The organism is Pseudomonas sp. 10S5, assembly GCF_035019745.1.
Lineage (GTDB): Bacteria > Pseudomonadota > Gammaproteobacteria > Pseudomonadales > Pseudomonadaceae > Aquipseudomonas.
Window position 1 is genome coordinate 67,122 of record NZ_JASJVL010000006.1, and the last position, 18,010, is coordinate 85,131.

15 protein-coding genes are annotated in these 18,010 nt (G+C 55.0%); 11 read left to right on the forward strand and 4 right to left on the reverse strand.

Features of this window, described 5'->3' with window-relative positions; all coding sequences use genetic code 11:
* Window positions 1-10: 10 nt before the first annotated feature.
* The 4 genes from frr to rpsB all read right to left on the reverse strand — a co-directional run bounded on the left by frr (window position 11) and on the right by rpsB (window position 3,304).
* Window positions 11-568 (reverse strand): ribosome recycling factor, encoded by a 558-nt coding sequence (gene frr, locus QN378_RS07945; RefSeq protein WP_322201690.1) that lies wholly within the window; start codon window positions 566-568, stop codon window positions 11-13.
* A complete protein-coding gene (gene pyrH, locus QN378_RS07950; RefSeq protein WP_003440426.1) occupies window positions 565-1,308 on the reverse strand; it encodes a UMP kinase in 744 nt (247 codons plus the stop codon). Before pyrH ends, frr begins: the two co-directional genes overlap by 4 nt.
* Before the next feature lie 206 nt (window positions 1,309-1,514).
* A complete protein-coding gene (tsf, locus tag QN378_RS07955) occupies window positions 1,515-2,378 on the reverse strand; it encodes a translation elongation factor Ts (protein ID WP_322201688.1) in 864 nt (287 codons plus the stop codon).
* A 182-nt stretch (window positions 2,379-2,560) separates the two neighbouring features.
* Entirely contained in the window at window positions 2,561-3,304 is a 744-nt protein-coding gene (gene rpsB / locus QN378_RS07960) for a 30S ribosomal protein S2 (protein ID WP_322201686.1), read from the reverse strand.
* Between the two features lie 334 nt (window positions 3,305-3,638).
* On the opposite strand from rpsB, the gene map reads away from it, so the two are divergent.
* From map to QN378_RS08015, 11 genes are all read left to right on the forward strand, one after another.
* Entirely contained in the window at window positions 3,639-4,427 is a 789-nt protein-coding gene (gene map / locus QN378_RS07965; protein ID WP_322201684.1) for a type I methionyl aminopeptidase, read from the forward strand.
* Between the two features lie 59 nt (window positions 4,428-4,486).
* Complete coding sequence (locus QN378_RS07970) at window positions 4,487-7,186, forward strand: [protein-PII] uridylyltransferase (protein ID WP_322201682.1); 2,700 nt, start codon at window positions 4,487-4,489, stop codon at window positions 7,184-7,186.
* A 65-nt stretch (window positions 7,187-7,251) separates the two neighbouring features.
* The gene (gene dapC, locus QN378_RS07975) at window positions 7,252-8,445 is read left to right on the forward strand and encodes a succinyldiaminopimelate transaminase (protein WP_322201680.1); all 1,194 of its coding nucleotides are present in this window, start codon (window positions 7,252-7,254) and stop codon (window positions 8,443-8,445) included.
* A 717-nt stretch (window positions 8,446-9,162) separates the two neighbouring features.
* On the forward strand, window positions 9,163-10,311 hold the full coding sequence (gene arnB / locus QN378_RS07980) for a UDP-4-amino-4-deoxy-L-arabinose aminotransferase (RefSeq protein ID WP_322201678.1): 1,149 nt from the start codon (window positions 9,163-9,165) through the stop codon (window positions 10,309-10,311).
* On the forward strand, window positions 10,308-11,324 hold the full coding sequence (arnC, locus tag QN378_RS07985) for an undecaprenyl-phosphate 4-deoxy-4-formamido-L-arabinose transferase (RefSeq protein WP_322201676.1): 1,017 nt from the start codon (window positions 10,308-10,310) through the stop codon (window positions 11,322-11,324). The genes arnB and arnC overlap by 4 nt, the downstream gene beginning before the upstream one ends.
* Window positions 11,321-13,312 (forward strand): bifunctional UDP-4-amino-4-deoxy-L-arabinose formyltransferase/UDP-glucuronic acid oxidase ArnA, encoded by a 1,992-nt coding sequence (arnA, locus tag QN378_RS07990; protein ID WP_322201674.1) that lies wholly within the window; start codon window positions 11,321-11,323, stop codon window positions 13,310-13,312. Before arnC ends, arnA begins: the two co-directional genes overlap by 4 nt.
* Entirely contained in the window at window positions 13,312-14,196 is an 885-nt protein-coding gene (gene arnD / locus QN378_RS07995) for a 4-deoxy-4-formamido-L-arabinose-phosphoundecaprenol deformylase (protein ID WP_322201672.1), read from the forward strand. The genes arnA and arnD overlap by 1 nt, the downstream gene beginning before the upstream one ends.
* Window positions 14,193-15,839, forward strand: a complete 1,647-nt coding sequence (gene arnT / locus QN378_RS08000; protein WP_323549423.1) for a lipid IV(A) 4-amino-4-deoxy-L-arabinosyltransferase — start codon at window positions 14,193-14,195, stop codon at window positions 15,837-15,839. The genes arnD and arnT overlap by 4 nt, the downstream gene beginning before the upstream one ends.
* Window positions 15,836-16,180: a 4-amino-4-deoxy-L-arabinose-phosphoundecaprenol flippase subunit ArnE gene (gene arnE / locus QN378_RS08005; RefSeq protein ID WP_322201668.1), complete on the forward strand. Its 345-nt coding sequence runs from the start codon at window positions 15,836-15,838 to the stop codon at window positions 16,178-16,180. Before arnT ends, arnE begins: the two co-directional genes overlap by 4 nt.
* On the forward strand, window positions 16,177-16,590 hold the full coding sequence (gene arnF / locus QN378_RS08010) for a 4-amino-4-deoxy-L-arabinose-phosphoundecaprenol flippase subunit ArnF (protein ID WP_322201666.1): 414 nt from the start codon (window positions 16,177-16,179) through the stop codon (window positions 16,588-16,590). The genes arnE and arnF overlap by 4 nt, the downstream gene beginning before the upstream one ends.
* Complete coding sequence (locus QN378_RS08015; RefSeq protein WP_322201664.1) at window positions 16,587-17,972, forward strand: UDP-glucose/GDP-mannose dehydrogenase family protein; 1,386 nt, start codon at window positions 16,587-16,589, stop codon at window positions 17,970-17,972. Before arnF ends, QN378_RS08015 begins: the two co-directional genes overlap by 4 nt.
* Window positions 17,973-18,010: the final 38 nt, after the last annotated feature.

Genomic DNA, 18,010 nt, shown 5'->3' on the forward strand with positions numbered 1-18,010 from the left:
CACTGACCCTTTATACGGCCATCAGGTCCGCTTCTTTTTGTTTCACAGCGGTTTCGATATCCGCCACAAACTTGTCGGTCAACTTTTGGATGTCATCAGCGGCACGACGTTCTTCGTCTTCGCTGATTTCTTTCTCTTTAATAAGATCCTTGAACTGACTCAGCGAATCTCGACGAATGTTGCGCACCGCCACCCGAGCATCTTCCGCTGCATCGCGTGCTTGCTTGGTGAAACCCTTGCGGGTCTCTTCGGTCAGGGCAGGCATGGAGATCAGCAACAACTCGCCCAGGTTCGTTGGGTTGAAACCTAACCCTGAACTTTGAATCGCTTTGTCAACGGCTCCCAACATGTTGCGTTCAAACGCAACGACTTGCAGGGTGCGTGAATCTTTGACCGTAACGTTCGCCACCTGATTCAGCGGAGTATCTGCACCGTAGTAAGGCACCATCACCCCACCGAGAATACTTGGGTGGGCCTGGCCAGTACGAATACGACTGAATGCATGAGCCAGAGACTCAAGGCTCTTCTGCATACGGGCTTGGGCATCTTTCTTGATTTCATTGATCATTGTTGGCCTTCCTCGATCAGAGTTCCCTCAGCGCCGCCGTGCACAATATTCAGCAGGGCGCCGGGCTTATTCATGTTAAATACGCGCAACGGCATCTTGTGGTCACGGCACAGGCATATGGCCGTCAGATCCATCACGCCCAGCTTACGATCCAGCACTTCATCGTAGGTCAGATGATCGAACTTCTCGGCATGCGGGTCTTTGAACGGATCTGCAGTGTAAACGCCATCGACCTTAGTCGCTTTGAGCACTACGTCTGCGTCAATTTCGATTGCTCGCAGACAGGCTGCCGAATCGGTAGTGAAAAAAGGGTTACCGGTACCGGCAGCAAAAATCACAACGTCTTTGGCATTGAGGTGGCGCATGGCTTTGCGACGATCGTAATGATCCGTCACGCCAACCATAGAAATAGCGGACATCACGATGGCTGAAATATTGGCACGTTCCAGCGCATCGCGCATGGCCAAAGCGTTCATCACAGTGGCCAGCATGCCCATGTGGTCCCCTGTGACTCGATCCATACCGGCAGCACTTAAGGCCGCCCCACGGAAAAGGTTACCGCCGCCAATTACGAGACCGACTTGCACGCCGATACCAACTAACTGGCCAACTTCAAGGGCCATGCGATCCAGGACTTTCGGGTCGATGCCGAACTCTTCCGAGCCCATCAGGGCCTCGCCGCTAAGCTTGAGTAGAATGCGTTTATAGCGAGCCTGATAACCACTGCCCTGCTGAGCCATTGCGAATCTCTCCTGCCGCGTTTTAAAAAAATTCTGTGCGGGCTGTTTTCAGCCTGTGCTAACTCTAGTTGACGCTGTGACAGCGTCAGAGGGGATGCAGCCTTGTAAGCCACTTCCTCAAGGAAAACAAATTCGTTTTACCTATTTGAAGAAGAGGCTGCGCGCGTAAGCGGGCAGCCTCTTCTTGGCGACAGTTAAAAGCCGCCTTACTTCTTGCTTGCAGCAACCTGTGCGGCAACTTCCTCAGCAAAGTTGTCAACTGGCTTCTCGATGCCTTCACCCACTGCAAAGCGAGTAAAGGAAACGATTTCAGCGCCGCCCTGCTTGGCCAATGCGCCAACGGTCAGCTCAGGGTTTTTCACGAATGGCTGATTGACCAAGCTGGCTTCAGCGAGGAACTTGCTGATACGACCGGCAACCATTTTTTCAACGATTTCAGGTGGCTTGCCTTTGATCTTGTCTTCGTTGAGGGTCATGAACACACCTTTCTCGCGTTCAATGGCTTCAGCGGACACTTCGGTAGGCAGCAAGAACTCGGGAGCACTCGCAGCAACATGCATGGCAATGTCTTTAGCCAGCTCGACGCTTCCGCCTTTCAAGGCAACAACAACACCGATCTTGTTGCCGTGCAGGTACGAACCTACAACATCACCTTCAATACGTGCCAGACGGCGAATGTTAACGTTCTCGCCTACTTTACCTACTAGTACCAAACGATCAGGCTCTTGAGCGGCGATCAGTGGAGCAACGTCAGTCAGTTTGTCAGTGAATGCTTTTTCTACACTGGCAGCGACGAACGCCTTGAAGTCGTCCTGTAGAGCGAGGAAGTCGGTCTGCGAGTTGACTTCAACGATAACAGCGGCTTTGCCGTCATCCTTGATGCTGATCGAGCCTTCAGCAGCGATGTTACCTGCCTTTTTGGCGGCTTTGATCGCACCGGATGCGCGCATGTCGTCGATGGCTTTTTCGATGTCGCCGTCAGCCTTAGTCAAGGCTTTTTTGCAATCCATCATGCCTTCGCCGGTGCGCTCGCGCAGTTCTTTAACCAACGCTGCAGTAACTTCTGCCATTTCAAAATTCCTCTTGGATAGGTCTTAAACCATTCCACCCGAACGGACGGGCGTTCAAATTCTTGAAAACTATTGCTGGCTGCGGCTCATGACTGCGGGCGGCGCCAACAGGGTTTTCGAGGTGGCAAAAAGGGGGCTAAGCCCCCTTTTCGCGTACTGAGTAAACGCTAGGCGTTTGCTACTCAGCCTTCTACTACTGCTGCTGCTGGAGCCTCTTCGACGAATACGTCGGTGCCGCCATTAGCATTGTTACGACCACGGATAACTGCATCAGCCATCGAGCCCATGTACAACTGAATAGCGCGAATCGCGTCATCGTTACCTGGGATGATGTAGTCAACACCTTCAGGGCTGCTGTTGGTGTCGACTACGCCGATAACCGGGATACCCAGTTTGTTGGCTTCGGTGATCGCGATGCGCTCGTGATCAACGTCGATGACGAACAGTGCGTCAGGAAGACCACCCATGTCCTTGATACCACCCAGGCTACGGTCCAGCTTTTCCAGATCGCGAGTACGCATCAGCGCCTCTTTCTTGGTCAGCTTGGTGAACGTGCCGTCTTCTGCCTGAATTTCAAGATCACGAAGACGCTTGATGGAGGCACGGATGGTTTTGAAGTTGGTCAGCATGCCGCCTAACCAGCGGTGATCCACATACGGCGAACCGCAACGGGCAGCTTCTTCAGCGACGATCTTGCCAGCGGAACGTTTGGTGCCGACAAACAGAATCTTGTTTTTGCCCGAAGCCAGTTTTTCAACAAAAGCCAAAGCTTCGTTGAACATAGGCAGTGTTTTTTCAAGGTTGATGATGTGGATCTTGTTACGTGCGCCGAAAATGTACTTACCCATTTTCGGATTCCAGTAACGGGTTTGGTGACCGAAGTGGACACCGGCTTTCAGCATATCGCGCATATTGACTTGGGACATGATAGTTCCTTGATAAGTCGGGTTAGGCCTCCACGTATCCCAATGACCAACCAACAGCTTCAAGCTGAGGGCACCCAGGTCATCGTGTCGACACGTGTGTGGGTTTAAGCTCTCGGGGCATACCCCGTAAAGCGGCGCATTTTATATCATAAAAGGCCGGACAACGAAACCCGAAATATACGCCGCGGAAAACGTGCTCTGCAGGGGCAGCCAGGCCGCTGCGACCGGCTCCTTTTTTAGGGTGAGGAAAAGCGATGATCACCTCGGACCTAGCGCTCTGTTAGAATCGCGTCTTTACCCGCTGAGCCGCGCTCTGTCGCGCCGAGAGAATTCTATGACTGTCACCATCAAAACTCACGAGGACATCGAAAAAATGCGCGTCGCCGGCCGCTTGGCTGCCGACGTACTGGAAATGATCGGTAACTATGTCAAACCTGGCGTGACCACCGACGAACTGGACCGCATTTGCCATGATTTTATCGTTAATGAGCAGAAGGCGATCCCGGCGCCCCTGAACTACAAAGGCTTTCCCAAATCCATTTGCACCTCGATCAACCACGTCGTATGCCACGGCATTCCTAATGAGAAGCCGCTCAAGGATGGCGATGTACTGAACATCGACATTACCGTTATCAAGGATGGCTACCACGGCGATACCAGCAAAATGTTCCACGTCGGCAAAGTGCCTGAATGGGCCGAGCGTCTGTCGAAGATCACCCAGGAATGCATGTACAAAGGCATTGAGGTAGTGCGTCCAGGTGCTCGTCTTGGCGACATTGGTGAAGTCATTCAGAAGCACGCTGAAAAGAACGGCTTTTCTGTGGTCCGTGAATACTGCGGCCACGGCATCGGCACGGTCTTCCATGAAGAACCGCAAGTATTGCATTATGGCCGCGCTGGCACCGGCATGGAACTAAAGGAAGGGATGACCTTCACCATTGAACCGATGATCAATCAAGGCCGCGCCGAAACACGGCTGCTGGGCGACGGCTGGACCGCGATAACCAAGGATCGCAAGCTGTCCGCTCAATGGGAACACACTATTTTGGTGACCGCCGACGGCTACGAAATCTTTACGCTGCGTAGCGATGACACTATCGCTCGAACATCGGCATTAGCGTAAATAACTCTTCTAAAGTTTGTCGATTGAACTGGCCAGATCAATATAAGGAAAGCTGCTCGATGCCGCAGGTGGATCCAGAGTTATTCGACCGCGGCCAGTTCCAGGCCGAACTGGCGTTGAAAGCAAGCCCCATTGCCGCTTTCAAAAAAGCCATTCGTCAGGCCCGCGAGGTACTTGACGCGCGCTTCCGTTCGGGTCGCGAGATTCGGCGCCTGATCGAGGACCGCGCCTGGTTCGTCGACAACATCCTGCAACAGGCTTGGGACCACTTCGACTGGAGCGAAGAAGCCGATATCGCGCTGCTGGCAGTGGGCGGTTACGGTCGCGGTGAGCTGCACCCGTATTCGGACATCGACCTGCTGATTTTGCTCGACAGCGCCGACCATGAAATTTTTCGCGAGCCAATAGAGCGCTTTCTTACGCTGCTGTGGGACATTGGTTTGGAAGTGGGCCAGAGCGTCCGCTCGGTAGACGAATGCGCCCAAGAAGCGCTGGCCGATCTAACCGTCATTACCAATCTGATGGAAAGCCGGACGATTGCCGGACCTGAACGCCTGCGTCGACGAATGCTAGAGGTCACCAGCCCCGAAAGAATGTGGCCGAGCAAAGAATTCTTTCTGGCCAAACGCGCCGAGCAGAAGACTCGCCATCACAAGTACAACGACACCGAATACAACCTCGAACCGAACGTCAAAGGTTCGCCCGGCGGCCTGCGTGATATTCAGACGATTCTTTGGGTAGCCCGCCGCCAGTACGGCACCTTGAATCTGCACGCGCTGGCAGGCGAAGGCTTTTTGCTGGAAAGCGAAAATAAATTGCTCGCCTCGTCCCAAGAATTCTTGTGGAAAGTACGTTACGCACTGCACATGCTAGCTGGGCGTTCAGAGGACCGGTTGCTGTTCGATCATCAAGGCAGTATCGCCGGTCTCCTCGGCTACGAAGACAGCGACGCCAAATTAGCCATCGAACGCTTCATGCAGCAGTATTACCGCGTGGTGATCAGCATCGCTCAACTCAGCGAGCTGATCATTCAGCACTTTGAAGAAGTCATTCTTTCGCCGGACGAAAGCGGCAATACCCAGCCGATCAACTCAAGATTCCAGTTGCACGACGGCTACATCGAAGCGACTCACCCGAACGTGTTCGCGCGCACGCCGTTTGCGATGATTGAAATCTTTGTGCTCTTGGCTCAACACCCGGATATAAAAGGGGTTCGCGCCGACACCATTCGCTTGTTGCGCGAAAACCGGTATTTGATTAACGACGAGTTCCGCCACGACATTCGCATCACTAGCCTTTTCATTGAGCTGTTCAAGTGTGAATTCGGTATCCACCGCAACCTTCGGCGGATGAACCGTTATGGCATTCTCGGCCTGTACCTGCCCGAGTTTGGCCATATTGTTGGCCAGATGCAGCACGACCTGTTCCACATCTATACGGTCGATGCCCACACCCTTAACCTGATCAAGCACTTGCGCAAGCTGCAATACACACAGTCCTCGGACAAGTTTCAGCTCGCTAGCAAAATCATGGGCAAACTGCCCAAACCCGAACTTATCTACTTGGCCGGTTTGTATCACGACATTGGCAAAGGCCGTGGCGGCGATCACTCGGAATTAGGTGCAGTGGACGCCCAAGCATTTGGTCAACGTCATCACCTGCCGGCCTGGGACACTCGCCTGATCGTCTGGTTGGTACAAAATCACTTGGTGATGTCTACCACCGCCCAACGCAAGGACTTGTCGGACCCGCAGGTCATTCATGACTTCGGGTTGCTTGTCAGTGATGAAGTTCACCTGGACTATTTGTACGTGTTGACCGTGGCCGACATCAACGCAACCAACCCCACACTCTGGAACTCTTGGCGCGCCAGCTTATTGCGCCAGCTTTACACCGAAACCAAGCGAGCCTTGCGTCGCGGCCTGGAAAATCCGGTCGACCGCGAAGAGCAGATCCGTCGCACCCAAAGTGCAGCCTTGGACATTCTGGTGCGCAGTGGCACAGACCCTGACGATGTTGAACAGCTCTGGTCTCAGCTAGGCGACGACTATTTCCTGCGCCATACCGCAGGCGATGTGGCCTGGCACAGCGATGCTATTTTGCAGCAGCCGGCAGACGGCGGTCCTCTGGTACTTATCCGGGAAACCACCCAACGCGAGTTCGAAGGCGGCACGCAGATTTTCATTTACGCCCCTGACCAACATGATTTCTTTGCGGTAACCGTGGCCGCCATGGACCAGCTCAACCTGAACATTCATGACGCCCGCGTTATCACTTCCAGCAGCCAGTTCACCCTCGACACCTACATCGTGCTCGACACCGACGGCGGCTCGATTGGGGATAACCCACAACGCATCAAAGAAATCCGTGAAGGCCTGACCGATGCCCTGCGCAACCCGGACGATTACCCGACCATCATCAAGCGCCGGGTTCCGCGCCAGCTCAAGCACTTTGCGTTTGCACCCCAGGTCACCATCCTTACCGACGCTCAGCGCCCGGTGACGATTCTGGAGTTGAGCGCGCCGGATCGACCCGGCTTGCTGGCACGGATCGGCAAGATCTTTCTGGATTTCGACCTGTCGTTGCAGAACGCCAAAATTGCCACGCTGGGTGAGCGGGTGGAAGACGTATTTTTTATTACAGACGCGAACAACCAACCATTGTCTGACCCGGAACTGTGCATCCGGTTGCAAGATGCCATCGTCGAGCAGCTCAACGTCAGTTACGAACCCCACGGCGAGATGCGCCTCAGTATCTGACTCCCGCCTTTATGATTCGACTCGACAGCGCCCCTTGGGCGCCACGCTTATGAGACCTTGCGCCCATGAATAACGCCCTACAGCAGCTTCAGCCCTACCCGTTCGAAAAGCTCCGCGTCCTGCTCGGCAGCGTGACTCCCAATCCCGACAAGCGCCCGGTTGCGCTGTCCATTGGCGAACCCAAACATCGCTCACCCACGTTCGTCGCCGAAGCGCTGGCGGCCAATCTCGATCAGATGGCAGTTTATCCGACCACGCTCGGCATCCCGGCGTTGCGCGAAGCAATCACGGCTTGGTGCGAACGACGCTTTGGCATACCTGCCGACTGGCTTGATCCAGCGCGCAACGTGTTGCCGGTCAGCGGTACCCGTGAAGCGTTGTTTGCATTCACTCAAACCGTTGTTAACCGCAGCGACGACGGCTTGGTGATCAGCCCCAACCCGTTCTACCAAATCTATGAGGGCGCAGCGTTCCTTGCCGGGGCCCAGCCGCACTATCTGCCGTGCCTGGCCGAGAACGGTTTCAACCCGGATTTCGACGCCGTTTCTGCGGATATCTGGAAGCGCTGCCAAATTCTGTTTCTGTGCTCGCCCGGCAATCCGACCGGGGCGCTGGTCCCGCTGGAGACACTGAAGAAACTGATCGCACTGGCTGACGAGCACGACTTCGTGATTGCCGCGGACGAGTGCTACAGCGAGTTATATTTCGACGAAGCGACACCGCCGGCTGGTCTATTGAGCGCTTGCGTGGCGCTGGGCCGCAAGGATTTCAAACGCTGCGTGGTGTTCCACAGCTTGTCTAAGCGTTCAAACCTGCCGGGGTTGCGCTCAGGCTTCGTGGCCGGTGATGCAGACATTCTTAAGGCATTTCTGCTGTATCGGACCTACCACGGCTGCGCGATGCCGGTGCAAACCCAATTGGCGAGCATTGCTGCCTGGAATGACGAGGAGCACGTTTGTGCCAACCGGGCGTTGTACCGCGAGAAGTTCGACGCGGTATTGGCGATACTTGCCCCTGTGCTTGATGTGCAACGCCCGGACGGAGGTTTCTACCTGTGGCCGAAGGTCGGGACTGACGATGCCGAGTTTTGCCGCGACCTGTTTGTCGCCGAACACGTGACCGTGGTGCCGGGCTCGTATCTGTCCCGGGAAGTGGACGGCTTTAACCCAGGCGCCGGCCGAGTGCGCATGGCATTGGTCGCTCCGCTGACTGAGTGCGTCGAAGCCGCCGAGCGGATTCGGGATTTTATCAAAGGTTGATTGTTGGACGGCGGTTTCAAAACCCTAAAACCAAGTCATTCGCAGGCTTGTCTGCGAATGCACCCCCTAGATCAATTCTCATCTACTTGACTGGCCCCAAATTAGCCTCACTCAAGTCCAGCTCCCCAAGCACCTGACGTAGCGTGTCGTCGCCAATTCAGTGATGGCGGCGCAAGCTGTAAAGCTCAAGACGCTGCGCCCGCAAGGCAAGCAAACGGAGCCGCTGTTCTCGGCAATGCCTACAAAACGGAAAAAATAGCTTTAAGTCGCTACCCGGAAACCTATTTTAACTATTGTTAAAACAACCTAACCGACGGTAGAACACTACACCCTAAAAGCTAAACGTCCTGTAATCTTGCGCGGACAGTTACTGTTCAGGTTCAAACTGTTAGTGTATGCGGAGGAAAACCACGAACAAAACACGCACATCTAGAACAAGGGCAATAGTAGACCCTCGTTTCCTTTAACCGATTTAAACCCGAAAAGCCCAATAAATACGGGGCCAATCAGGCGACACTTGTACGGTGCACGAAGGCCAGGAATGTAAACGCAATTTTCACCAGCGCCGAACTATGCTTCACTGCACCGATATTTTCGAGGGTCGGTTACCGCTATGGTTATTACAGCCTCGTTTTTCAACAAATAGACAGTTGACCACTGGGCATTGCGCACGGCTTGCATGTACGGCCGCAATGCCTTTCTGCACCAGAGGATCCCATGAATCAAAGTTTCCTTCCGTTTTCCCGTCCAAGTATTGGCGACGAGGAAATAGCCGCCGTAGAGCAGGTGCTACGCTCCGGATGGATTACCACCGGCCCAAAAAGTCAGGAACTTGAGCACCAGTTCGCCGAACGCGTGGGCAGCCGTCATGCTGTGGCGCTGTCGTCTGCCACCGGGGCGATGCACGTTACCCTGCTTGCGCTGGGCATTGGCCCAGGCGACGAAGTTATTACGCCGTCGCAAACATGGGTGTCGACCGCGAACATGATTTGCTTGCTGGGTGCTACGCCAGTTTTTGTCGATGTAGATCGCGATACGCTTATGAGTGATGTCTCAGCCATCGAGGCGGCCATTACGCCACGCACCAAAGCTATTATTCCGGTGCATTACGCTGGCGCTGCGTATGACCTTGATCCACTGTATGCCCTCGCTGATCGCCACGGCATCACCGTGATTGAAGACGCGGCCCACGCGGCAGGCACTGTTTATCGTGGTCGCCCGGTCGGCGCTAAAGGCACGGCGATCTTCTCGTTCCACGCCATCAAAAACATGACCTGCGCCGAAGGCGCGATGTTCGTCAGCGACGACGAAAAGCTTGCCAATCGGGTGCGCACGCTCAAGTTTCATGGCTTGGGCGTTGATGCCTATGACCGGATGACCCATGGCCGCAAACCGCAGGCAATGGTTATCGAGCCAGGCTTTAAGTACAATCTGGCCGACATGAATGCGGCTATCGCACTGGTCCAATTGCAGCGCCTTGACGAGATCAACGTCAAGCGTGAAGTGCTGGCTCAGGCCTACCTGAAACGCCTGTCTGGCTTGCCAGTGCAGCCGCTGAAGGTACCGCAGTACCCACAGCAACACGCTTGGCACTTGTTCATTCTGCGCATTGACGCTGAGAAGTGCGGTATTGACCGCGAAGCCTTCATGAAAGGCCTTCAGGAACAGAATATCGGCAGCGGCATTCATTTTATCGCCACCCACATGCACACCTATTACCGCCAACGTTTCCCGGATGTTCATTTGCCCAACACCGAGTGGAACTCCACACGTCTGTGCTCAATCCCGCTGTTCCCGGACATGAGCCTCGACGACGTCGAGCGAGTCGCCAGCGCCATTGAAACTACTCTGGAAAAAAGCCTTTGAGACCTTATCCGATTCAGTTCGTGTCAATCGTCATTCCGGTCTACAACGAAGAAGAAAGCTTGCCTGAACTGCTTCGTCGTACCGAGGCCGCTTGTGCCCAATTACCTTATGGGTTTGAGATTGTGCTGGTCGATGACGGCAGCCGCGACGAATCCGCGCAGATTCTGCAAGACGCCTCTGAGCGCGAAGGCAGCCATATCGTTGCCGTGATCCTAAATCGTAACTATGGCCAACACGCCGCGATTATGGCCGGCTTTGAACAGTGCAAGGGCGATGTAATCATCACTCTCGACGCTGACCTGCAAAACCCGCCGGAAGAAATTCCGCGCCTGGTAGAACAGGCAGCTCTGGGTTACGACGTAGTCGGTACTGTGCGCAGTAATCGTCAGGATTCTGCTTGGCGCCGTTGGCCCTCGCGACTGATTAACGTTGCGGTTCAACGCTCCACTGGCGTTGCCATGAGTGACTACGGCTGCATGCTGCGGGCTTATCGCCGGTCTGTTGTAGACGCCATGCTTGCCTGCCGCGAACGCAGCACCTTCATCCCGATTCTCGCCAACAGCTTCGCACGTCACACCACAGAAGTGGTTGTACAGCATGCAGAGCGTGAACACGGCGACTCGAAATACAGCACCATGCGCCTGATCAATCTGATGTTCGATTTGATCACCTGTATGACCACTACTCCCCTACGCTTGCTGAGCATTATCGGTTTCAGCATGGCAATACTGGGCGGCTTCTTTGCAATTATGCTGATCATCTTGCGCCTGTTGTTCGGCGCAGTCTGGGCCGGTGACGGCACCTTCGTATTGTTTGCGGTATTGTTCGTGTTTACCGGCGGCCAGTTCATCGGCATGGGCCTGCTGGGTGAATACCTAGGCCGCATGTATAGCGATGTTCGTGCCCGCCCGCGCTTTTTCATCGAAAAAGTGCTGCGCAGCCAACCGGTCACGTCTTCCGTTAGCGTTAGCGACTCAAAAGAATCTTCATCTTCTACTCAGGTCACGTTATGAATCCGAAAGTTGTCGTCTTTGCCTATCACGATATTGGCTGCACGGGCATTGAATCCCTGCTGAACGCAGGTTATGAAATCGCCGCCGTGTTTACCCATGCTGACGACCCGAAGGAAAACACCTTCTACGGTTCCGTTGCACAGTTGTGTGCACGCAAAGGCATTCCGGTTCACGCCCCTGAAGATGCCAACCACCCACTGTGGATCGAGCGCATCGCCAAGCTCAAACCGGACTTCATCTTTTCGTTTTACTACCGCAACCTGCTGAGCGACGAACTGCTAGCTTGTGCTGGCAAGGGCGCATTCAACCTTCACGGGTCGCTGCTGCCGCGCTATCGTGGTCGTGCGCCGGCTAACTGGGTCTTGGTCAATGGCGAAACCGAAACCGGCGTTACCTTGCACCGCATGGTCAAACGCGCTGACGCGGGCGGCATTCTGGCCCAGCAACGGGTTGCCATTGAGCGTTCCGACACCGCATTGAGCTTGCACAGCAAACTGCGCGAATCCGCTGCCAACTTAATGAACGAAGCTCTGCCACAACTGGCCAAGGGCACACTGAGCGAAACACCTCAGGACGAATCCAAAGCGACCTACTTCGGTCGTCGCACCCCAGCAGATGGCAAGCTGGTCTGGAAGCGTCCTGCTGAAGAATTGTTCAATCTGGTTCGCGCTGTCACTCAGCCATACCCAGGCGCTTTCTGCGCAGCTGGCGAGCACAAGCTGATCGTTTGGAGCGCCGACGTCATCAAGGGCAACGAAGGCCTGGCCCCAGGCCGGGTGATCAGCGTCGATCCATTGCGCATCGCGTGTGGTGAAGACTCGCTAGTGATCAAAGCCGGTCAGCGCAACGAAAACGGCCTTTATTTAAGCGGTCCGCAACTGGCTAACGAATTGGGCTTGGTGGACGGTTCTGTGCTGCGTGGTGCCGAGTCCGGCCGCGCCCCACGTCGTACCCGTGTGCTGATCCTCGGCGTTAACGGTTTCATTGGCAACCACTTGTCCGAGCGCCTGCTGCGTGACGACAAATACGATGTATACGGCCTGGACATCGGTTCTGACGCTGTAGAGCGCCTGCGCAGCCACCCTAACTTCCACTTCGTCGAAGGCGATATCAGCATCCACTCCGAGTGGATCGAATATCACATCAAGAAGTGCGATGTGGTTCTGCCGCTGGTGGCCATCGCTACGCCAATCGAATACACCCGCAACCCGTTGCGCGTCTTCGAACTGGATTTTGAAGAAAACCTGAAACTGGTTCGTTACTGCGTGAAGTACAACAAACGCGTGATCTTCCCTTCGACGTCTGAAGTCTATGGCATGTGCCAAGACCAGAATTTCGACGAAGACACCTCGAACCTGGTGGTCGGCCCGATCAACAAACAACGCTGGATCTACTCGGTCTCCAAGCAACTGCTTGACCGCGTGATCTGGGCTTACGGCCAGAAAGGCCTGAATTTCACCCTGTTCCGTCCGTTCAACTGGATGGGTCCGCGTCTGGACCGTCTGGATTCGGCACGTATCGGCAGTTCTCGCGCCATTACCCAGCTGATTCTGAATTTGGTAGAAGGCACGCCGATCCGCCTGTTCGACGGTGGTGAACAAAAACGCTGCTTCACCGACATCGCTGACGGTATCGAAGCTTTGGCACGCATCATCGACAACGAAAATGACGCTTGTAACGGTCAAATCATCAACATCGGCAACCCGGACAACGAAGCCAGCATTCGTCAGTTGGGCGAAGAACTGCTGCGTCAGTTCGAAGCTCACCCGTTGCGCGCAAACTTCCCTCCGTTTGCCGGTTTCCGCGATGTAGAAAGCAAAGCGTTCTACGGCACTGGCTACCAAGACGTTTCCCACCGCAAGCCAAGCATTCAAAACGCCAAGCGCCTGTTGAACTGGGAACCGACGGTAGAAATGAGTGAGACCATTGGCAACACCTTGGACTTCTTCCTGCGTGAAGCCATGGCCGAAATCGCGGATAAGCGCTGATGCAGGCAGGACTGCGAATCGATGTAGATACCTATCGCGGCACCCGAGAAGGTGTGCCGCGGTTATTGGAAATGCTCGATGAAGCACAGGTCAAGGCGACGTTTTTTTTCAGTGTCGGACCGGACAACATGGGGCGCCACTTGTGGCGCCTCATCCGTCCCCAATTCTTTTGGAAAATGCTTCGCTCCAAGGCGGCCAGTCTATATGGCTGGGATATTCTTCTGGCCGGCACTGCCTGGCCAGGGAAACCCATTGGTCGCAACCTGGGTCATCTGATGCGTCAAGCGGTCGACGCCGGGCATGAAGTCGGTTTGCATGCGTGGGATCACCACGGCTGGCAAGCCAATGCTGGGCGTTGGAGCGAAGTGCAACTGATTGAGCAAATTCGTCGCGGCGTGGAGTGCTTGAGTGACATCACCGGTCAACGCGTCGGCTGTTCAGCCACGGCTGGCTGGCGTGCCGATGAGCGCGTGGTGGAAGCTAAGGAACAGTTTGGCTTTCGCTACAACAGCGATTGTCGCGGCCATAGTCTGTTTCGCCCTACGCTTAAGGATGGCCGATTAGGCACACCACAGATTCCGGTGGATCTTCCAACCTTCGATGAAGTGGTGGGCCCAAACGTCAGCGCAAAAGACTTTAACTCATTTATTCTCGACCGTTTCAGCGCCGAGAAGCTGAACATTTATACGATTCACGCAGAAGTAGAAGGGATTCTAATGGCCGATGATTTTCGTCAATTACTGGCGCAGGCTAAATCGCGCGAGATCCAGTTTCAACCGCTCGGCAATCTATTGCCGACTGAGCTCAATACCCTGCCAGCAGGTCAGTTGATAAGAGGCACACTGAGCGGCCGCGAGGGCTGGCTGGGAGTGCAGCGCACATGACGGGGCGCTGGGCGTTACCTTTTTTGTTAATTGCGTTTTTCCTGGCTTTTCTTTTACCACTGGGTAGCCACGGCCTGTGGATTCCCGACGAAACCCGTTATGCGCAAATTAGTCAGGAGATGCTGCTCAGCGGCAATTGGGTGTCACCCCATTTCATGGGGCTGCGCTACTTCGAAAAACCTGTAGGCGGTTATTGGATGATCGCCATCGGCCAGGCGATTTTCGGCGACAATCTGTTTGGCGTACGCATCGCCTCGGCGCTCAGCGTCGGCCTCAGTGCGATGCTGACCTACGCCGTCGCACATCGATTATGGAATGACCGGCGCAAGAGTTTTATGTGCGCCCTGATTTTTTTAAGCTTTGGCCTCATCGCCGTGCAGGCGGGTTACGCCAATCTCGACCCGCAATTCACCCTATGGGTCAACCTGAGCATGGTCGGGTTGTGGCTCGCCGTTAATAGCACCGGCCGCGAACGAATTGCTGCATGGGTATTGGTGGGTTTCGCATGCGGTATGGGCTTCCTGACTAAGGGCTTTCTCGCCTTGCTGCTACCGGCGTTGATCGCCCTGCCGTATATGGTTTCGCAGAGACGCTTTCGCGAACTGTTGATATACGGCCCGCTGGCGGTTCTGATTGCGTTGCTGGTATGCCTGCCATGGGCATTGGCAGTGCAGCAGCGCGAACCAGACTTTTGGAACTTCTTCTTCTGGCACGAACACATTCGTCGCTTTGCCGGTGAAGACGCTCAGCATCTTCAACCATGGTGGTTTTACCTTCCTGTGATGGTCATGGCCAGTTTGCCGTGGGCCGCAATGTTGCCGACGACGTTCACACAGGCCTGGAAGTCCAAAGCCCAGCCAAATACGATCTTCATGCTTCTGTGGTTACTGTTGCCGCTGGCGTTTCTCAGCCTGAGCAGAGGCAAACTGCCAACGTACGTGATGCCGTGCATGCTGCCTTTGGCGCTGCTGATGGGAGAGGCGGTGATAGATCGACTCGAACGTGGCAGCGTCCGATCTCTACGTCTCAATGGGTTGCTAAACCTTGCACTCGGCTCGATCGTTCTGATCGCCGTGGCTTACATGCAATACAAAAAACCTGTCTATGAAAACGAGCCGCTGCACCTTGCAATGGCAGTGGTTGCAGTTGCGGGCTGGATCGTCGCTAACCTTGTTCAGGTATTCAGACCGCTGACCATGTGGATCATGCCGGCGCTGGGCGCGTGGTTGTTTGTGGCACTGATTCCGATGAGCCTACCTAACAGCGTGGTGCTCAACAAAACACCCGATCAGTTTATTGCCAAGCATGCAGCAGCGCTGAGCCAAAGCAAAACTCTGCTGAGTAACGACCTGGGCGCTGCCTCGGCGCTGTCATGGCGTATTCAGCGACCTGACGTTGCGCTATACAACACGGTGGGTGAAGTCAAATATGGTCTGACTTACACTGACGCCGCCGCGCGCAAAGTCGATTCTGCAAAAGTGCAACAGTGGATGGCCATAGCACGAAGCGAAGGGCAGGTCGGGGTGGTGATGCGAGTTAATAGTCAGGACGACCTCAATGAAATCGAGCTTTTACCAAAAGACGGTCAGCGATTCGAGGAAGGGAACATAGTGATTCTGATCTTCGCGCAATCCGCCTCATGACCCTGTTTTTGTTACTGGCCGCGTGTTTGTTGAGCTGTCTGGGCCAAGTCGCGCAAAAATTTGCCGTTGAGGGTTGGCGTGGGCAACACGTCGGCCTCGGCCTCGCGCTGCGCTCGCCTTGGTTATGGCTGGCATTGGCCAGCCTGGGTTTCGGACTATTGTTATGGCTGTTGGTGCTGCAGCGCGTTGAAGTCGGGATTGCTTACCCGATGCTTAGCTTGAACTTTGTCTTGATCACGCTAGTGGCGCACTTTTTGTTCAAAGAATCCGTCGACCGCCGCCACTGGTTCGGTGTAGTACTGGTGATCGGTGGCGTCATTTTGCTGGGCCAACACACATGAACCTGCGACGCGGCGTCACATTCGCCATGGGCAGCGTGTTGTTGGTCAGCGGTGCGCAACTGGGTATGCGTTGGAGCATGACGCGCTTGCCCTCGCCCACCCAATGGCTGGATACCCTGAATAACGGCAGTATCGACAGGCTGGCTATCAGCGTCGTCTCTGCGGCGATTCTGGCCTACGCCCTTTCGATGCTGTGTTGGTTGCTCGCATTGCGCGACCTGCCTCTAGGCCGAGCCTATTCTTTGCTCAGCATCAGTTACGCATTGGTTTATTTACTGGCAGCGAGCCTGCCGGTTTTCCAGGAACAGTTCAGCGCTTCCAAAACATTGGGTGTGACCTTGGTTATCCTCGGCGTCATCACCATTAACTCACAACGCAGCTCCGCGACACGGTCCAGGAATTCCGCATGAAAATTACAGTATTAGGTAGTGGCTACGTAGGCCTTGTGCAAGCGACAGTCCTGGCCGAAGTCGGCCATGATGTGATCTGCATGGACATCGATGCAGAAAAAGTGAAACAGCTTCAGCAGGGTCACGTGAGCATTTTCGAGCCCGGCTTGGCAACGCTGGTCCGGGAAAACCTGGAAAGTGGACGCCTGCGTTTCACTCACGACGAGAAGCTTGCCATTGAGCACGGCCAGGTGCTGTTTATCGCCGTCGGCACGCCCTCCAGCGATGACGGCTCAGCGGATTTAAAAGCAGTTTTCGCGGTAGGCGAAATGGTTGCACGTCATCGGGTTGAACCGCTGATTCTGGTCGAGAAATCCACCGTGCCCGTCGGCACTGGTGACGCATTGCGCCTGCATACCGAAGAGGCCCTGGCTGGTCGGCCGTTGGAGTTCGATATTGTCTCTAACCCTGAATTCCTGAAAGAAGGCTCGGCAGTTTCCGACTGCCGCCGCCCGGACCGGATCGTAATTGGTTGCGAGCGCGACGAAGTGCGTGAAGTCATGCGTGACTTGTATGCACCGTTCAACCGCAATCATGACCGCATCATTTTCATGGACCTGCGCAGCGCCGAGCTGACCAAATACGCCGCCAACTGCATGCTGGCCACTAAGATCAGCTTCATCAACCAAATTGCTGAGCTGGCTGAGCACTTGGGCGCTGACATCGAGTCCGTGCGTTTGGGCATCGGTGCTGATTCACGCATTGGTTACCACTTTATCTATCCGGGCGCCGGTTACGGCGGTTCGTGCTTCCCTAAAGACATGCGCGCTTTAATTCATAGCGCTCAGGAAGCCCAGTGCTCCAGCGATTTGCTGCAGGCGGTAGAAGCCATTAACGAACGGCAGAAAACCAAACTGTTCGAACGCGTCAATGCGTTCTACAAAGGTGATTTACGCGGAAAAATCTTTGCGCTATGGGGCTTGGCCTTCAAGCCAAACACCGATGACATGCGCGATGCGCCGAGCCGAGTGTTAATGGAAGCCTTGTGGGCGGCGGGCGCAACCGTACGTGCGTTCGACCCCGAAGCTATGCAGGAAACCCAGCGTATCTATGGCAATCACCCAGGCCTGAGCTTGATGGGCACCCCCGAATCCGTGCTGGGTGGTGCCGATGCGTTGATCGTCTGCACCGAATGGCAACAGTTCAAGGCTCCGGATTTCAAACTGATGCAGGAACGTCTTAAAGCGCCGGTAATTTTTGACGGACGCAACTTGTACGACACCGAACGCATGACGCGAAAGGGCTTCACGTATTTCCCAATGGGCCGTGGCGACTCTCGCAGCCTGCCAATCCCGTTTCAGCAATGGCATGCGAACAGCGCTACTGAAGCGAACGCACAGTAATCATTAGGGGTCAGTGCCTGCAGCCAGTATCTGGTTCG

What these genes read in the sequence shown, in the direction of transcription:
- frr (WP_322201690.1), bottom strand. Translation starts at nt 568, where the DNA reads ATGATCAATGAAATCAAGAAAGATGCCCAAGCCCGTATGCAGAAGAGC.
- pyrH (WP_003440426.1), bottom strand. Translation starts at nt 1,308, where the DNA reads ATGGCTCAGCAGGGCAGTGGTTATCAGGCTCGCTATAAACGCATTCTA.
- tsf (WP_322201688.1), bottom strand. Translation starts at nt 2,378, where the DNA reads ATGGCAGAAGTTACTGCAGCGTTGGTTAAAGAACTGCGCGAGCGCACC.
- rpsB (WP_322201686.1), bottom strand. Translation starts at nt 3,304, where the DNA reads ATGTCCCAAGTCAATATGCGCGATATGCTGAAAGCCGGTGTCCACTTC.
- map (WP_322201684.1), top strand. Translation starts at nt 3,639, where the DNA reads ATGACTGTCACCATCAAAACTCACGAGGACATCGAAAAAATGCGCGTC.
- QN378_RS07970 (WP_322201682.1), top strand. Translation starts at nt 4,487, where the DNA reads ATGCCGCAGGTGGATCCAGAGTTATTCGACCGCGGCCAGTTCCAGGCC.
- dapC (WP_322201680.1), top strand. Translation starts at nt 7,252, where the DNA reads ATGAATAACGCCCTACAGCAGCTTCAGCCCTACCCGTTCGAAAAGCTC.
- arnB (WP_322201678.1), top strand. Translation starts at nt 9,163, where the DNA reads ATGAATCAAAGTTTCCTTCCGTTTTCCCGTCCAAGTATTGGCGACGAG.
- arnA (WP_322201674.1), top strand. Translation starts at nt 11,321, where the DNA reads ATGAATCCGAAAGTTGTCGTCTTTGCCTATCACGATATTGGCTGCACG.
- arnD (WP_322201672.1), top strand. Translation starts at nt 13,312, where the DNA reads ATGCAGGCAGGACTGCGAATCGATGTAGATACCTATCGCGGCACCCGA.
- arnT (WP_323549423.1), top strand. Translation starts at nt 14,193, where the DNA reads ATGACGGGGCGCTGGGCGTTACCTTTTTTGTTAATTGCGTTTTTCCTG.
- arnE (WP_322201668.1), top strand. Translation starts at nt 15,836, where the DNA reads ATGACCCTGTTTTTGTTACTGGCCGCGTGTTTGTTGAGCTGTCTGGGC.
- arnF (WP_322201666.1), top strand. Translation starts at nt 16,177, where the DNA reads ATGAACCTGCGACGCGGCGTCACATTCGCCATGGGCAGCGTGTTGTTG.
- QN378_RS08015 (WP_322201664.1), top strand. Translation starts at nt 16,587, where the DNA reads ATGAAAATTACAGTATTAGGTAGTGGCTACGTAGGCCTTGTGCAAGCG.